16 protein-coding genes are annotated in these 16296 nt (G+C 47.0%); 4 read left to right on the top strand and 12 right to left on the bottom strand.

Going from position 1 to position 16296, the window contains the following annotated elements:
• Positions 1 to 12: 12 nt before the first annotated feature.
• The 3 genes from ilvE to ilvG are packed head-to-tail and all read right to left on the bottom strand — an operon-like array spanning position 13 to position 2906.
• Positions 13 to 951 (bottom strand): branched-chain-amino-acid transaminase, encoded by a 939-nt coding sequence (ilvE, locus tag R7F64_RS21340; protein WP_017821566.1) that lies wholly within the window; start codon positions 949 to 951, stop codon positions 13 to 15.
• 12 nt (positions 952 to 963) lie between these two features.
• Positions 964 to 1248 carry an acetolactate synthase 2 small subunit gene (gene ilvM / locus R7F64_RS21345; RefSeq protein WP_005378958.1) on the bottom strand — a complete coding sequence of 95 codons (285 nt, stop codon included), beginning with the start codon at positions 1246 to 1248 and terminating at the stop codon, positions 964 to 966.
• Between the two features lie 11 nt (positions 1249 to 1259).
• Positions 1260 to 2906: an acetolactate synthase 2 catalytic subunit gene (gene ilvG / locus R7F64_RS21350; RefSeq protein WP_005378960.1), complete on the bottom strand. Its 1647-nt coding sequence runs from the start codon at positions 2904 to 2906 to the stop codon at positions 1260 to 1262.
• A gap of 465 nt (positions 2907 to 3371) precedes the next feature.
• Here ilvG and R7F64_RS21355 point away from each other — a divergent pair, with 465 nt between their 5' ends.
• A complete protein-coding gene (locus tag R7F64_RS21355; RefSeq protein ID WP_005383862.1) occupies positions 3372 to 4895 on the top strand; it encodes a YifB family Mg chelatase-like AAA ATPase in 1524 nt (507 codons plus the stop codon).
• Positions 4896 to 4950: 55 nt separating this feature from the next.
• Here R7F64_RS21355 and R7F64_RS21360 read toward each other — a convergent pair whose 3' ends face one another.
• Positions 4951 to 5907: a DUF2860 domain-containing protein gene (locus R7F64_RS21360; protein WP_238952159.1), complete on the bottom strand. Its 957-nt coding sequence runs from the start codon at positions 5905 to 5907 to the stop codon at positions 4951 to 4953.
• Positions 5908 to 6056: 149 nt separating this feature from the next.
• Between R7F64_RS21360 and R7F64_RS21365 the strand changes: the two genes are divergently transcribed.
• Positions 6057 to 6935 carry an acyltransferase gene (locus R7F64_RS21365; protein WP_086047109.1) on the top strand — a complete coding sequence of 293 codons (879 nt, stop codon included), beginning with the start codon at positions 6057 to 6059 and terminating at the stop codon, positions 6933 to 6935.
• 46 nt (positions 6936 to 6981) lie between these two features.
• Here R7F64_RS21365 and R7F64_RS21370 read toward each other — a convergent pair whose 3' ends face one another.
• The 5 genes from R7F64_RS21370 to R7F64_RS21390 all read right to left on the bottom strand — a co-directional run bounded on the left by R7F64_RS21370 (position 6982) and on the right by R7F64_RS21390 (position 10989).
• Positions 6982 to 7584, bottom strand: a complete 603-nt coding sequence (locus tag R7F64_RS21370) for a thiol:disulfide interchange protein DsbA/DsbL (RefSeq protein WP_005379036.1) — start codon at positions 7582 to 7584, stop codon at positions 6982 to 6984.
• A gap of 34 nt (positions 7585 to 7618) precedes the next feature.
• Positions 7619 to 8605 carry a serine/threonine protein kinase gene (locus tag R7F64_RS21375; RefSeq protein WP_031777274.1) on the bottom strand — a complete coding sequence of 329 codons (987 nt, stop codon included), beginning with the start codon at positions 8603 to 8605 and terminating at the stop codon, positions 7619 to 7621.
• 53 nt (positions 8606 to 8658) lie between these two features.
• The gene (gene ccoG, locus R7F64_RS21380) at positions 8659 to 10080 is read right to left on the bottom strand and encodes a cytochrome c oxidase accessory protein CcoG (RefSeq protein WP_033906581.1); all 1422 of its coding nucleotides are present in this window, start codon (positions 10078 to 10080) and stop codon (positions 8659 to 8661) included.
• A 308-nt stretch (positions 10081 to 10388) separates the two neighbouring features.
• Complete coding sequence (locus tag R7F64_RS21385; protein WP_017821571.1) at positions 10389 to 10655, bottom strand: YihD family protein; 267 nt, start codon at positions 10653 to 10655, stop codon at positions 10389 to 10391.
• 166 nt (positions 10656 to 10821) lie between these two features.
• Entirely contained in the window at positions 10822 to 10989 is a 168-nt protein-coding gene (locus R7F64_RS21390; protein ID WP_005379043.1) for a hypothetical protein, read from the bottom strand.
• Positions 10990 to 11285: 296 nt separating this feature from the next.
• Between R7F64_RS21390 and R7F64_RS21395 the strand changes: the two genes are divergently transcribed.
• Complete coding sequence (locus tag R7F64_RS21395) at positions 11286 to 12092, top strand: sporulation protein (protein WP_005379045.1); 807 nt, start codon at positions 11286 to 11288, stop codon at positions 12090 to 12092.
• 70 nt (positions 12093 to 12162) lie between these two features.
• Positions 12163 to 12816: a PAQR family membrane homeostasis protein TrhA gene (gene trhA, locus R7F64_RS21400; RefSeq protein ID WP_169629132.1), complete on the top strand. Its 654-nt coding sequence runs from the start codon at positions 12163 to 12165 to the stop codon at positions 12814 to 12816.
• Between the two features lie 33 nt (positions 12817 to 12849).
• Here trhA and R7F64_RS21405 read toward each other — a convergent pair whose 3' ends face one another.
• From R7F64_RS21405 to trkA, 3 genes are read right to left on the bottom strand one after another with little or no spacing between them, the layout of a single operon-like run.
• On the bottom strand, positions 12850 to 13434 hold the full coding sequence (locus R7F64_RS21405) for a DUF3157 family protein (RefSeq protein ID WP_169629131.1): 585 nt from the start codon (positions 13432 to 13434) through the stop codon (positions 12850 to 12852).
• Between the two features lie 26 nt (positions 13435 to 13460).
• Positions 13461 to 14906: a TrkH family potassium uptake protein gene (locus R7F64_RS21410; protein WP_005386656.1), complete on the bottom strand. Its 1446-nt coding sequence runs from the start codon at positions 14904 to 14906 to the stop codon at positions 13461 to 13463.
• A 9-nt stretch (positions 14907 to 14915) separates the two neighbouring features.
• Positions 14916 to 16292, bottom strand: a complete 1377-nt coding sequence (gene trkA, locus R7F64_RS21415) for a Trk system potassium transporter TrkA (protein ID WP_005379062.1) — start codon at positions 16290 to 16292, stop codon at positions 14916 to 14918.
• Positions 16293 to 16296: the final 4 nt, after the last annotated feature.

The raw sequence follows: 16296 nt of genomic DNA on the forward strand, positions 1-16296 counted from the left end.
TCCTAATCCTTCTTACTTCTGTTCTGGGTACACATAGTCTAACCAGCCCCACTTATCTTCCGTGGTGCCGTCAAATAGGCCAAAGTAGGCTGCTTGTAGTTCTTTAGTGATAGGGCCGCGCTTACCAGTGCCCACTTCAATCTTGTCGATGGTTGCCACAGGCACAACTTCTGCTGCGGTACCGGTCATGAATACTTCATCCGCAAGGTAAAGAGCTTCACGAGCAATGTTCGCTTCACGTACTTCGTAGCCTTTATCGCGAGCAATGGTCATGATCGAGTCACGAGTGATGCCCGGTAGAATCGCGCTAGTTGCTGGTGGTGTGGTGATTACGCCATCTTTGATAACAAAGATGTTTTCACCAGCCCCTTCCGATAGGTAACCATCTACGCTTAGCGCAATACCTTCGTCGTAACCGTGACGACGCGCTTCACCACCAACCAGTAGTGAAGATAGGTAGTTACCGCCTGCTTTAGCCGCAGTTGGGATGGTGTTTGGCGCAGCGCGGTTCCAGCTTGAAATCATCGCATCGACACCTTTTTCTAGCGCTTCTTCGCCTAAGTAAGAGCCCCAAGGGAATGCTGCAATGATTAGATCCATCTCAGTGCCAACTGGTGGACATACGCCTAAGCCAACATTACCGACAAAACCCAATGGACGAATGTAAGCGCTGTCGAGTTTGTTTTGGCGCAGTGTTTCGCGGGTCGCTTCCATGATTTCCTCTACAGAGAAAGGGATCGGAAAGCGGTAAATCTTGGCGGAATCTTTTAAACGTTGTGCATGCTCACGGTGACGGAAGACTATTGGGCCTTTTGGTGTGTTGTAACAGCGCACGCCTTCAAACACGGATGTGCCATAGTGCATTGCGTGAGTCAGAACGTGAACGTTCGCCTCTGCCCATGGAACCATCTCACCATTAAACCAAATGAAATCTGCAGTTTTCGTTGCCATTTGTTGCCTTCCTTATGCACTTACGTGTTGTTGTAAGTTGTGATTTGGCAGTTCATCGTTGCGGATTTTTAGCACCTCAACCTTACGAACGTCCCACAACTTCTCTATTTGATTGATCAAAAACGAGATTGGTCGATCGCTGTCGACGATGATCTCGACGCTGGCTACTTTGCTTTCGTGGTTTTGCGTAGCAGCGACTTGTTTGATCACGAAGCCTCGGTGACGAATCACACGTAGAACGCGCTCCAACAGTACCGGTTTGTCATCGGCTTTGATGTCGAGTAAATATCTGTCCATGCGATTGTCTCCTATGTATTTTCCAACATATCACTGTTTGATGCGCCAGGTGGCACCAATGGCCACACGTTTTCTTCTTCATCAATCAAAACGTGAAGCATGTAAGAAGTTTCACTCGCTAGCATCTCTTTGAGAGCAGGTTCGACTTCTTCTTTCTTGGTGATGGTTTTGCCCGGGATATCGAACGCTTTTGCTAACATCACGAAATCTGGGTTGTCATCAAGAATGGTTTCACTGTGGCGACCGTCAAAGAATAATGACTGCCATTGGCGAACCATGCCAAGACGTTGGTTATTAAGAAGGACAATCTTCACTGGAATCTGACGACGCTTCAGCGTGCCCAATTCCTGAACGTTCATCATAAATGAACCGTCACCTGTAATAAGGATAGACTGATCATCAGGACGTGCGACTGCAGCACCCATCGCTGCTGGCAAGCCAAAGCCCATGGTGCCAAGGCCAGCAGAAGTGATAAAATTTTGTGGTTCGCGTGGCTGGATATGTTGCGCTGCCCACATCTGATGCTGACCGACGTCGGTCGAGACAATTGAGCTATCTGGCATCATGTCAGACAGTTGTTTAAGCAATAGCGGTGCGTAGATTAACTCGCCTGGGTGGTCGTAACGCCACTTAAAGCCGCTGCGCAGACTTTCACTGTGATGAACCCACGGTGATATATCTTGAGTCAGCTCTAGCTGAGGAAGAATGGTGTTGATGTCGCCACGTAATGGTGCGTTGGCGTGGCGCAGTTTATGAATCTCCGCAGCATCAATGTCGATGTGAATCACTTTCGCATTTGGTGCAAACGTATCGAGCTTACCCGTCACACGGTCATCAAAACGCGCGCCAACCACAATCAATAGATCGGCTTCTTGAACCACTAGGTTAGCGGCTTTGGTGCCATGCATACCCAACATACCAAGATAGTGGGGATCATGGCGTTCAATGGTACCGAGGCCTTTTAATGTGCTAACTGCAGGCATTGGGTTTAAGCGAAGAAATTCGCGTACTGCATCGGTTGCTTTCGCAAGTTGCACGCCACCACCAACATACAACACTGGGCGAGTAGATGCTGCCAGCACATCTTGCGCACGTTTGATATCTTCAGCGCTGACATCTTCGATTGCTGGTGCTATGTATGGAGGAAGAAGGTCTGTGGGTGCTTGAGCGAGTTGAACGTCTTTGGCGATATCGACAATGACTGGACCCGGACGACCGGTTTTTGCGACCTCAAAGGCTTCGGCAAGTGTCGGAGCTAGATCTTCAATTTCGGTCACGAGATAGCTGTGCTTAGTACAGGCTAGGGACATTCCGATCACATCCATTTCTTGGAATGCATCGGTACCGATATGAGAGCTAGCAACCTGGCCTGTGATGGCAACTAGAGGTACGGAGTCAAGGAAAGCGTCGGCAAGGCCGGTAACAAGGTTAGTGGCTCCTGGGCCAGAAGTTGCCATGCACACAGCAACGTCTTGAGTGGAACGAGCCATCCCGATAGCTGCCATAGCGGCCCCTTGCTCGTGACGGCATAGGATGTGTTCCACCCCACCGTCATACAAAGCATCATAGATTGGCATGATGGCCCCGCCGGGGTAGCCAAAAACGGTTTCGATGCCTTGCTGTCTTAAAGCGGCTACGACAAGTTGTGCACCAGTCATCGTAAACCTCCTTTGCTACGTTGTGGCTCGTAGCGATTGCCATATTTATTGCACTTCATGTGCACTCCCATTCTTCCCGTTAAACTGTCCGAGGGTTAGACAGATGACAACTTGTAGTTGTAAAAAAACCCCCGGACTTTTCAGTGCGGGGGTTTTTTGTAATTTGTGGTTACCTTTCGCCCACAATACCCCGCGCGGTGCCAATAATGACCACGATAATCAGGGCTAGCAGTGCGTTGATATGAGCGAAAAGGTTCATCTGTCTGTCGTTCTTTTTTCGTTAAAAAATGTTGTGTAATGTTCTACGAAATTGTTTGCGTCATTAGTGGTATCACACAATTCCGCTGCATGACAAGCAAAAAGTCATTCTTTTTTCACATTAACTCTCAATTGGGACGCGGTATATAACATAACCAACTAGATAAAACATTTGTTTACAGAGTGTTCAAAAAAATTGAGGAACGTATGGGGCTGGCAATCATTCATAGTCGAGCAAGCGTCGGGGTGCAAGCGCCATCGGTTAGTGTAGAAGTTCATATCAGCAACGGCATGCCAGGGTTTACCTTAGTAGGCTTGCCAGAGACAACGGTAAAAGAGTCCAAAGATCGCGTACGCAGTGCGATCATTAATTCTAACTTTCAATTTCCTGCTAAGCGGATCACCGTGAACTTGGCTCCGGCAGATCTACCCAAGGAGGGAGGGCGTTTTGATCTTCCTATTGCATTGGGGATTTTGGCCGCTTCGGAGCAAATCGCGACAGATAAGCTCAAAAACTACGAATTTGTGGGTGAGTTAGCACTATCTGGTGGTCTGAGACCTGTAAAAGGTGTGCTGCCTGCTGCGCTGGAAGCCAGTAAGATTCAACGTCATTTGGTCGTCCCACATGTGAATGGCGATCAGGCGGCGCTGGTGGGGAAGGAACAACATAAATCGGCCCAATCATTACTGGAAGTATGTGCCGAGCTTTGTGGTCAACATCGACTGAATCTTTTTCAAACGCCTAAGCGAAAAACGATCGAAAAACATGGTCGAGACTTACAAGATATTATTGGCCAACAACAAGGTAAGCGAGCACTGGAGATTGCTGCCGCTGGAAACCACAACTTACTTTTCCTTGGCCCGCCAGGTACTGGAAAAACGATGTTGGCTTCGCGTTTGTGTGACTTATTACCGGAAATGAGTGACGAAGAAGCAATGGAAACCGCTTCGGTGGCATCGTTGACTCAGAGTGAAATTAATGAGCATAACTGGAAGTCGCGTCCGTTTCGTTCTCCGCATCATTCAAGTTCAATGGCGGCATTAGTCGGCGGTGGTTCGGTACCCAGACCAGGGGAGATCTCTTTAGCCCACAACGGGTTATTGTTTCTCGATGAAATGCCCGAATTTGATCGTAAAGTTCTAGACTCGTTACGCGAACCGCTCGAATCTGGTGAGATAATTATCTCTCGAGCGCAAGGTAAAACACGCTTTCCGGCTCGCTTCCAATTAGTTGGAGCCTTGAACCCAAGCCCGACAGGATATTACGAAGGCAATCAAGCGCGCACCAATCCACAAGCTATTTTGCGCTACCTTGGTCGATTATCTGGACCACTGTTAGATCGCTTTGATATGTCTTTAGAAATCCCAGCTTTGCCCAAAGGGACATTAGCAGAAGGTGGTGATCGCGGTGAGCCGACTGCTATCGTAAAAGCGCGTGTGAGCCATGCGCGTAACAATATGCTAAACCGCAGTGGTAAGGTCAATGCACTGCTAGGTAGTCGAGAAATTGAGGCGTTTTGTCCCTTGCATAAGAGTGATGCTGAGTTTCTTGAAACCGCTTTGCATCGTTTAGGACTCTCGATTCGTGCATATCATCGTATTATCAAAGTGGCGCGAACAATCGCCGATCTGGATGGGGCGGAGCAAATTGAACGAACTCACTTGGCCGAGGCACTTGGGTATCGAGCGATGGACCGTTTACTGAAACAGCTTACGGCGCAAGCGGTATAGACAGCAAAGTGTCATCGCAACAAGTGTTGTAAGCACCTTGTTGCGATGAAGGGCGTTAGAAGGTGTAGTTGAGACCAAGCGACAATAGGTACTCTTTCTCTTCATAAAACGTGATATTCGAGTCAGTTTGGCTATAGCCGGCTAAAGAAATGAACGACCAGTCTTGCCAGTCAAATACGTTTTGATATTCGTAGGCCGCAAATAGGCTGATGGTGTCGTCATTTCGTGTTTTAGCAAAAGTTTGGCTAGCGGCTTGATAGTCTTTCCATGCATAACCCGCGGTGAGGGCCAATCGATGGCGGTTGATAAATTTAAACCAGCTGATGTCAAACCCGTACGAATCAAATGATTCCGCCTTACCGTCGGCATCTTGATTGATGTAGGTGAAAGCGGGTTGCAACATAGACGTTTGGTTGAGTGGAATGCGATAGTCGCCTTTGACATAGTAAAGGTTAGCATCGCGAGCAAGTGAGCGGTCTGTCACTTCCTCCTGCTCGATGTCTTTATCAGCATAAGCAAGATCAAGGTTGAAGTTCTTATCAATCAACCCTTTGATCTGAAAGCGATACGCATTGCCGTCAACATCCGTCTCTTTACGTGCGGTTCCTACTTGATAAGGGTTGCGCCAAGTTTCGCCTTTGAGTACCGTCGGCAGATAGGAAACATCGAGCACGGTGCCAGATTGTAGCTCGTGTTGATAGCCCAACTGAAAAGCGAGTGTACCTACCGCGACATCTGAGCGTGTGGTACCGGCGTAAACTTGGTGGTTGAGTCGGCTACCAAAGGTGTATGTCACACTCCCTAGCGGTGCAGCGATAACGGAACTGTCACGATCGGCACGCTTATCGAGAGAATCGATGGTGTTACTATTTTCTGTATTGAAATTGGATTCTGATGATATGAATCCGGCATTCAGCGAAATTTCACCGCCAAAACCTGCGGTTTCAGCGAGTTGAGCCTGAGCAGAACTGACGACAAAGGCCAAAGGCAAGAGAAGTAGCCTTGGTTTCATTCGTTATCTCCTTGTTGTCGAATGAGTGGTGCACATATTGGTTGCGGTAACAAATCTGACCATTCCCACGCATGTTCCAATGTGGCAAAGGCGCAGTATAATTACACGCTGTTTTATTCTTCACACATTATCACTGTTGTTTGACTATCATGTTGGCATATTTGTTATTTTTTTTTAACGCTTCTTTTGTGATTCTCAATTCTGCGGTTTGTTCACTCGCAATTTGTGTTATCGCTGTATTTAAAATATTGCTTCCTGGCGTAAAGCTAAAAGCACTAGCGACCGTTTGTGCCAATAAGGTGATGTGGTTATGGGCTACCGTTAATGCGTGCATTCTGGCGGTATCTAACCGTGTTGAGTGGGATGTTCAGGGCGGTGAAGCGCTTAAAAAAGACGGGTGGTATCTGCTGATCAGTAATCATCTCAGTTGGACAGATATTGTTGTGCTTTGCTGCGTGTTTAAAGACCGTATTCCCATGCCGAAGTTTTTCCTCAAGCAACAACTGCTGTATGTGCCTTTCATCGGGATGGCGTGTTGGGCGCTCGATATGCCATTTATGCGTCGCTATTCGCGAGAGTATCTGATCCGCAATCCTCATAAGCGAGGTCAAGATTTAGAGACGACACGTCGCTCGTGCGCTAAATTCAAACACACTCCAACCACAGTGGTTAACTATGTCGAAGGAACCCGATTTACCGAAGAAAAGCAGCGTAAGAGTAAAGCAAACTATCAATATTTGCTGCAACCAAAGTCGGGCGGGATTGCGTACACGTTAGCGGCGATGGGGGAGCAGTTCGAGAGCATTATCGACGTTACGTTGGCGTACCCAGAAAATACGCATAAACCGTTCAAGGATTTATTGATGGGCCGCATGAGCAAGGTGGTTGTGCGTGTAAATGTGTTACCCGTTGATGAAAGAGTGCTTGGTGATTACTTCAACGATAAGCCCTATAAGCGGCAATTTCAGCAATGGCTGAGTGATGTGTGGCAAGAAAAAGATCGGTTACTACAAGAGATTTACAAATAAACAAAAGGGGAGCGATGTGCTCCCCTTTTGATTGATATCAATGTGCTTATTTTAGTGTCAGCAAGTAGTTCACCAGAGAGAAGTACTCATCCATCGTTTTGATGCTTTGTGCTTGAACTAGGTATTTGTTGTTAACGATAACCGCAGGAACGCCGGTTAGACCGCTGTTTTCAAATTGCTTGTCCATACGGCGAACCATTGAATCAACCGCGAAGCCTTTGAATGCAGAATCGAATTTTTTCGCATCTACACCTTCATCAAGGAAGATTTGACGAAGTTCTTCATCATTACGTGGTGCTTTCTTTAGATTGTGGATGCGGTTAAACATCACTGGCACCATTTTGTCTTCCACTTTTAGTGCAACCATCGTTGCGTAGGCTTTGCTCATTGATGGGCCCATGTTGCCACCCATGAAAGAAACGTGGTTTTTTAATAGCTTAGTACCTTCTGGCAACTGCTTTTTCAGTTGCTGGATAACTGGTTCAAAGCTATTGCAGTGCGGGCAGTAGAAAGAGAAAAACTCCGTCACAAGAGGTTTTTTTGATGCCTCAAGATCCAATACTTTGTAATGTTCACCTTCTTTGAATTGCGCTGCATGTGCCGACAGGCTTAACATCAGCATAGAAAACAGTGCGAACAGTTTTTTCATCGAAATATCTCCATTTTTGAATTTTTGGCCTGACTTACCATTGAGGCATTAAAGACAGCGGTGCTTCTTCTAAAGCGGCGATCTGCTCTTTAAATGCAAGGACCTGACCTTCCCAGTATTTTGGCTCATTAAACCATGGAAAAGCGAGAGGAAATGCAGGGTCATGCCAACGTTTTGCTAGCCATGCCATATAGTGCACCATTCGTAGACCGCGAAGTGGCTCGATTAGTTTCAATTCTGCAGGATTAAAGTCGCAAAACTCTTGGTAAGCCTCTAAAACAATATCCAACTGCATCAGTTTGTCTTGGCGTTCACCGTTCAATAGCATCCATAAGTCTTGTACTGCAGGGCCGTTACGAGCGTCATCCAAATCAACAAACATAGGGCCATCTCGCCACAAAATATTGCCTGGGTGGCAATCGCCATGCAAACGAATGATATTGAAGCCTTCTTGCCAGTGGCTTTCAATTGATTTGATCAGCATATCCAAGTCATTGAAGAAGCTGTTCTCCAAGTGCATTGGAATCATATTGGCGTTTTGCAGAATCTCTCTTGGTTGATACAGGTATTCTTGTAAGCCAATAGTAGGACGATGTTGGAAGGCTTGGCGGCTGCCGACTTTATGGATTCGGCCAAGGAAACGCCCTACACCTTCGAGCTGATCTAAATTGTCAACCTCGTATTGGCGACCACCCACGCTATCAAACAGCGCAAAAGCATAGCCTTGATAGTGATGCAGGGTTTCACCGTTGATGCGCACAGGTGGTGCGACGGGGATCTCATTGCCAATCAGCTCTAAAGTAAAGTCGTGTTCCTCTTGGATCTGTTCATTGCTCCAACGTTCAGGACGGTAAAACTTGACGACATAACGACGACGCTCTTCGTCAGTGAATTGATAAACACGGTTTTCGTAGCTATTGAGGGGAAGAAAGCCTGATTCTGCGCGAACGCCGATGCTTTCTAACGCGTACCACATAAAGTCTGGGGTAAGGGCGTCAAAGTTAAACATACTTTGGGACATATAAACAAAAAGGCTCATTACTGAGCCTTTTTCCGTTAGTCACTGAAGTAGCGCTATAGTTTTTTAATAAAACGGCTTTCTACTTCAATAGTGAATTCGTTGCTCTTATCGGTGAGTATAAACTGAATTGTCGTAATCGCAGAGTTTAGCTTGTCAGGATCGGCACCAAGACTCATTGGCAGGTTTAATACCTCACCTGGCTGGACCTGAATTGTCTGCTTACCATACCAGCTTACATCGGATAGCCCTTCAACATCCAACGAGTACTCTTGCACTTGCTGAGTTTTGTTGATCACTTTGAGGGTGTAGGTGTTTTCTACTTCGCCCGAGCTATTAACGCGGAACAGTTGGTTACGGTCGCGAATAACACTCATGCCGGCTGGGTCTACCGCTGCAATTTGGGCAAAGAAAAGACCGACCATGACGAGTAGTACGGCACCATAGCCTAGCAGCTTCGGACGCATGACTTTGGTACTCTTACCCGATAAGCGGTGCTCGGTGGTGTAACTAATTAGGCCTTTCTCGTAGCCCATGCGATCCATGGTGTTGTCACACGCATCAATACAGGCGCCACAGTTGATACATTCATACTGCAAGCCGTCACGAATATCGATACCTGTTGGGCACACCTGCACACACAAGTCACAATCAATACAATCACCCAAACCAAGTTGCTTTGGATCGGCTTTGCGCGGACGTGGGCCACGTTTTTCCCCACGTTTTGCATCGTAGCCAACGATGAAGGTGTCTTTATCAAACATGGCAGACTGGAAGCGCGCGTAAGGACACATGTGAATACACATGATGGAACGCATCCAGCCAGCATTACCATAAGTACAAATGGCAAAGAACATTACCCAAAAGACGGGCCAGAAGTTGGCGTTAAAGGTGAAAAAGTCGATAACCAATTGCTTCATTGGCACGAAGTAGCCAACAAAAGTAAAACCAGTGGCGAGTGCAATGGCAAACCAAGCTATATGTTTGACGGTTTTACGCATCGCTAAATTCGCCGTCAGCTTATTGGAGTCTTGTTTGCGGCGTTTATTGGCACTACCTTCCAGCTTCTCTTCAAACCAGATATACATGAAGGTCCAGACGGTTTGTGGGCAGAGATAGCCACACCAAACCCGACCCAAGAAGGTGGTAATAAAGAACAACCCAAACGCCGCGATCACAAACAGCAAGGCGAGTAGGGTAAGATCTTGTGGGTACAGGGTGGTACCGAAAAAGTTGAACTGTTGGTTGCCAATATCAAGCAAGATCGCTTGACGTTCACCGTAGGGAATCCACGGTATCAAAGCGAAGAGAAGCAGTAAGAACCAACCACCGTAACGACGCAGTTTCTGGTAAGTCCCTTTGCTTTCGCGTACATAGATGCGATTACTTGGGTTGAATCGATCCCCGTTTCCTTTGTGGGTTTTGGGATTATAGGTTTTAGGAGTCACATCTTTGATATCGATCTTGTCCTGACTCATGCACTCATCCTTCTTAGGCTTTTATAATGTACGGCGTCATTTCTATTGATGTCGCTCGATGACATTGCTGCTCGTTCCGTCATAAAGATGACCGAACATAATTATTTTAGTAAATACTGATGAACGGCGATTATACAATCAATAACAATTCCGTTTCTTTAACGCAGTCAATGTTTAACAACAAAAATCAGTACAGTTAACCTGATAATTGGCTGAACAGTTATAACCAATTGTGGGACTAAAAACTTTGGTTATAAAAAAGCGACTCACAGAGAGAGTCGCTTAAAGAATACTGGCTGTTGAGCTGGTTATTTGATGATGCCACGAGCGCGTAGGATCGCCGTTTTAAAATCGTCCTCTTGGTCTTTTTTGAGTCCAGGGATCATTTCATCTTTGCTGCTATTACGCATTTTAAGGTGGTAGATCAGTACATCGTCGGTCAGATCTTCTAGCTTTCCTTCATAGCCTGCTTCTTTTGCTAGCTTAACGATGAACTGCAATAGATTCAGCTCTTGATCTTTATGCCATTCAGGTTCTAGTAGCTCAAGCAGTTCTTCAATGCGATGACACTTCATTTCTTTCTCCACAGAATTTATAGGTGTAATTAGCAGTAAAGGTACCAAATTGCTTTGCGAAGACCAAATAGGAAAAACTATCTCTTTCTCTGTAGTTTGTTTTATGTCTTTGAAGTTTTATGAGTCGCGTGCAAAGAAAAAAGCGCAGCTGGCGCCGCGCTTTTGATTAAGCTGCTTTGATAACTTTGGCCGGAACACTCGACATCATTGCTGTCTTCTCAACCAATGTCATTGCTGGCGCAACTTGCTTTGCCTTTGGTGCAGTAGTAAAGCCACTGCGGCGGCGCATTGCACTAGTATTAGTGTGTGCGAACCTGACTGTTGTTGGGCGCATTAATTTACCTAACTGTCAGGCATATCCATTGCCGATGTAATGGCCTGAATCATTATGAGCTAGGCTCCAACAAGATTGAAGAATCACTCTTCTGGCTCTCGCCAATCCAGTTAATGAGTCAGGAATACCGATATGCATGCATATCAAGTGTAAGATTAGCATCCTTGTAATAATTGGTCGATAGTTGAGCAATTGAATTGTTTAGATTTTGTCATTTTGTCGCGATGTTCGAGGCAATTTTTGTTTGATCCCACGATCAGCAGTAGTAGTATGAGATCTCGATGAAGGAGGTGCCTATGTCATTTTTGAAGAAGACACTTGCCAGTTTTGGGATTGGGAGCGCGAAGGTCGACTCAATCTTAAACCAAGACGTGCTATACCCAGGTCAAAGTGTGGATGTGTCGATCCATGTATATGGTGGTGCGACTGAACAAGCGATCGACAACATTGATTTAAAACTCTGTTGCCGCTACATCGCCGAAGCCCCTGATGACCGTGGTGCGCGAGAAGGACACAGCATGCGCCGAGTACCTCAAACTCATGTGCTTGCTAAGTGGAGTCTCCCTTACGCATTTACCATCCATTCCGGCGAAGAGCGTACCTTCGATGTTAAGCTCGATGTGCCTTGGAACACGCCTGTCACCATTGGTGATGCCAAAGTATGGTTAGAAACCGGCTTAGACGTTGCTGCTGCTTTGGATCCGACTGATAAAGACATCCTCACCGTTCGACCTGATCCACTGATGGATGCGGTACTATCTGCATTTGAAGCGCAAGGTTTACGAATTCGCCAGGTGGAATGCGAGGAAGTGAAAGGATTCGATCTACCATTTGTGCAAGAGTTTGAACTGGTGCCAACCGACGGACCTTACCACGGCGTGTGGCGCGAATTAGAATTTGTTGCCCACCGCAGTGAGCAAGAGCTCAAGTTGTGGTTTGAAGTTGACCGCACACGCAAGGGGCAAGGTGGCATGCTCGCGAGCTTACTGGGTAGTGGCAAACTCAAGCGAGAGCTGACCATTCCTGCCACGACTAAGCCAGATCAAGTTGGCGAACTGGTACTCAATTATCTCGATCAAACTACTGCCGTTCATGAGTCTTAATTTAAGCTTACACGTGTAAGCCTAATGTGCCATACTAGAGCAAATTTCAAACTCTAGTATAGGCGCATTGATGCCCGAGCTGCAGAAACCTCAATACAGTCAACGTGAAGAACTGGCCAATACCATCACCCACGGTATAGGGATGATTTTTGGTATTGTTGGCTTGATACTGCTGTTAGTTAAAGCCATAGACCATCAAGCTGACACTTTAACGCTTACCAGTATGGCGATTTATGGTGCGAGTATTATCGTGCTATTTTTGGCCTCGACGCTCTATCATGCGATCCCTCATCCCAAAGCGAAACGTTGGCTAAAAACCTTCGACCATTGTGCTATTTATCTTTTGATAGCAGGCAGCTATACCCCTTTCTTGTTAGTCAGCTTAAGAACACCTCTAGCATTTGGGTTGATGATCGTTATTTGGAGCATTGCGTTGATCGGCATCATCATGAAAGTTGCGTTCGTCTATCGATTTAAAAAGCTTTCTTTGATGACGTATTTGGTGATGGGATGGTTATCGTTGATTGTGATTTATCAATTAGCTATTAACTTGGATGTCGGCGGACTTACACTGCTTGCCGCTGGTGGAATTGTGTATTCACTGGGGGTGATTTTCTACGTTGCGAAGCGCATTCCCTTTAACCATGCGATCTGGCACGGCTTTGTTTTGGCTGGCTGCGTGTGCCATTTCTTTGCGATTTATTACTTTGTTGAGCCTATCTAGCCGATAGGCTCAACAAAGAATATTAAACACGTATTAGCGAGTTTTTACCTCTAGCACTTTGGCAGAAAACTGGTATTGCTGTGATTGCGGTACAGCCAATTTAATGCTCTTACCTTGTTCCGCTTGCTGTGGTCGCAGGTAGGTATCCGCCATGCGCTTGATGGATTGCCAAACCGTCACGTTTTCTTTTGCCAGTTGCTGACCAGACATATCAAACACTTGCACCTCAACTTCCACTTGAATGACAGATTGAGAGCTTTGGTTAGTGATTGATGTAGGCAAAATAAGCTCACCGCTTTGATAGCTTGCTGAACCAATCAATATATCCACACCTGAATCTGATAGCTGCATGGTTGGCTTTTTGGCGTTTACCACCACGGTCGTGCCAACGGTTTTCGTTACCACTGGAATTGTCGCAATCGCAGGAGCTGCGATTGTTTCAACTACGCTTGCTGTTGTTTGTGTCTCCGTCGCTTGCTGCGCCGGTTTTTTCATGACGTATTCCCAGGTAAAGTCATCGTTCAACTTCACTTCTCGACCATCGGCTAAAGTGATGACCTCGGCGGCGTATGTGGATGAGGCGGCAAGTAGGGTCGCCAGAGTAATCCATGTTTTCATTGTTATACCTTTTAATTAGAGTCTGCTTAGCGGCGCCAAAACGCAGGAAAGAACAGTACAAGAATAGTCAGAATTTCCAAGCGGCCCATTAACATCCCAAAGCTTAAGAGCCATTTGGCAGTATCGGGCAGAGGCGCGAAGTTGCCTGTCGGGCCAATCACACTGCCCATACCAGGGCCAACATTGGCAACGGCGGTGATTGAGCCAGAAATACTGGTCACAGGGTCGAGGCCAAGAGCACTTAAACAACCCGCGATAAAGATAATGGTGATAAAAAACATCAAGCCAAATGCCACCACTGAGCGAACAATATCATCATTCACCGGTCGCTGGTTATAACGCTGTACAAACACCCCTGAAGGGTGAATCAACTTCATCATTTGTTTGTTTAGCAGCGTCATCGCAATTTGGAAGCGGAAGATTTTGATCCCGCCAGACGTTGATCCTGAGCATGCTCCCGCCATCATTAAGAATGCGAAAAGAGTAGTGGGTAATGCGCCCCATGCGGTGAAGTCTTCTAAGCCAAAGCCAGTTGTGGTGACGACAGAGACAATATTAAACATCGACACTCGCAGGGCATCCAAAATGGTGTACCCATCTCGAATCACTAACCAAGCTGAAATCACTAAGCTTGAGAATACGAACAGGTACGCAAATCCTCTAACTTGAGCGTCGTTAACCAACACATCAATACGGCGTTTACGTAACGCGGCGATAAAGAGCAAAAACGGCAAACCACCTAAGAACATAAAGGTAGTGGCCACCCAGTGTGCGCCATTAGAGAAGTGGTTCATTGACCCATCAGATGTAGAGTATCCACCCGTCGATAGCGTAGTAAAGGCATGGTTGATTGCTTCGAACAGGTTCATGCCAGTGACCAAGTAGCCCAAAATACATAAGCCCGTTAGCATTAAATAAACCGCTACGATGTTTTTGGCGACCGTTTTCGCTCTTGGACTACTTTTATCCGACCAATCTGATGATTCGGTTTGGAATAGCTTCATACCACCGACATTCAGCATAGGTAACACTGCTACCGCCATCACGATAAAACCAATGCCACCAAGCCACTGTAAAATAGAGCGCCACAGCAAGATGCTCGGCGCCATGTTGTCTAGGCCACTGAGCACCGTTGAGCCCGTAGTGGTGATACCCGACATCGTTTCGAAGTAGGCGTCGGTGAAGCTGATGTGGTTGATAAACACAAATGGCAAGGCGGCAAACGCACTCGCGATGGTCCAAACCAAACTGGTGATGAGGAACATATCGCGTACGCTGAGTTTGAACTTGGCGGTTCGACCTATCGTTAGGCAGATGAAGGCGGCAAGGTGCGTGATCACAACGGCTTGGGCGAAATCGAGGAATCCCCCCGTACCGGTAAAGAAAGCGACCAAAGTCGGCACGTACATAAACAGGGCCAGTTTGGATAAAACCAGCCCGATAACAAACAGTACGGGACGTAAGTTGACCATAGGAAAATCCTAGAGGAAAAATGGACTCGGTTGGAATAGCGCTTCGACGTCTGATACGTATTTTTTGTTGACCAGGAACATCACCACATGATCATCCTGCTCGATGACCGTACGGTCGTGGGCAATAAGAACTTCTTCGCCACGAACGATAGCACCAATGGTGGTCCCAGGTGGAAGCTTTATATCTCCAATCGCACGTCCAACCACTTTAGATGTACTTTCATCACCGTGAGCGACGGCTTCAATCGCTTCCGCAGCGCCGCGGCGAAGTGAGGATACGTTTACGATATCAGCGCGACGAACGTGCGTTAGCAAGGCTGAAATAGTGGCTTGCTGAGGTGAGATTGCTACATCAATTACGCCGCCTTGTACCAGGTCTACATAAGCGCCACGTTGGATCAGCACCATCACTTTTTTAGCGCCCATGCGTTTTGCCAACATTGCAGACATGATGTTGGTTTCATCTTCGTTGGTCAGCGCGATGAAGACGTCGACTTGGTCGATGTTCTCTTCCGAGAGAAGCTCTTGGTCTGCCGCATCACCGCAGAACACGATGGTGTTTTCTAGTTGCTCAGAGAGCTTTTCTGCACGCTGGTAGTTACGCTCAATCAGCTTCACGCTGTAAGTTTGCTCTAGGCGTTTTGCCAAGCTTGCGCCGATGTTACCCCCGCCAACAATCATGATGCGGCGGTACGGTTTTTCTAGGCGCTGAAGCTCACTCATCACTGAGCGAATATGATTACTTGCTGCAACGAAGAACACTTCATCGTCGGCTTCAATAATCGTGGTGCCTTGTGGGCGAATCGGGCGACCCTGGCGGAAAATAGCTGCCACACGGGTATCAATGTGCGGCATGTGCTCACGCAAAGCAGATAGCGCATTACCCACCAACGGGCCACCATAGTAGGCTTTCACCGCCACTAGGCTGACTTTCTGTTCAGCAAAGCTCACCACTTGCAGCGCGCCTGGGTATTGGATCAGACGTTCGATGTAGCTCGTAACGAGTTCTTCTGGTGCGATAAGGTGATCAACAGGAATAGCACCAGATTTAAACAGGGCTTCTTTTTCGGCTAGATATTCTGGAGAGCGAATACGCGCAACGCGGTTTGGGGTATTGAATAGAGTGAACGCGACCTGACAGGCGGCCATGTTGGTTTCATCAGTGTTGGTTACTGCGACGAGCATATCGGCGTCTTGCGCGCCAGCTTCGTGTAGCACGTCTGGATGGCTCGCATGGCCATTGACCACACGTAGGTCGTATTTGTCCTGCAATTCACGCAGTCGGTCGGCATTATTGTCGACGATGGTGATGTCGTTGTTTTCACCCACTAGGTTTTCTGCCAGTGTGCCGCCAACCTGACCTGCACCAAGAATAATGATCTTCATACTC

The organism is Vibrio sp. Vb1980, from assembly GCF_033338615.1.
Lineage (GTDB): Bacteria > Pseudomonadota > Gammaproteobacteria > Enterobacterales > Vibrionaceae > Vibrio > Vibrio alginolyticus.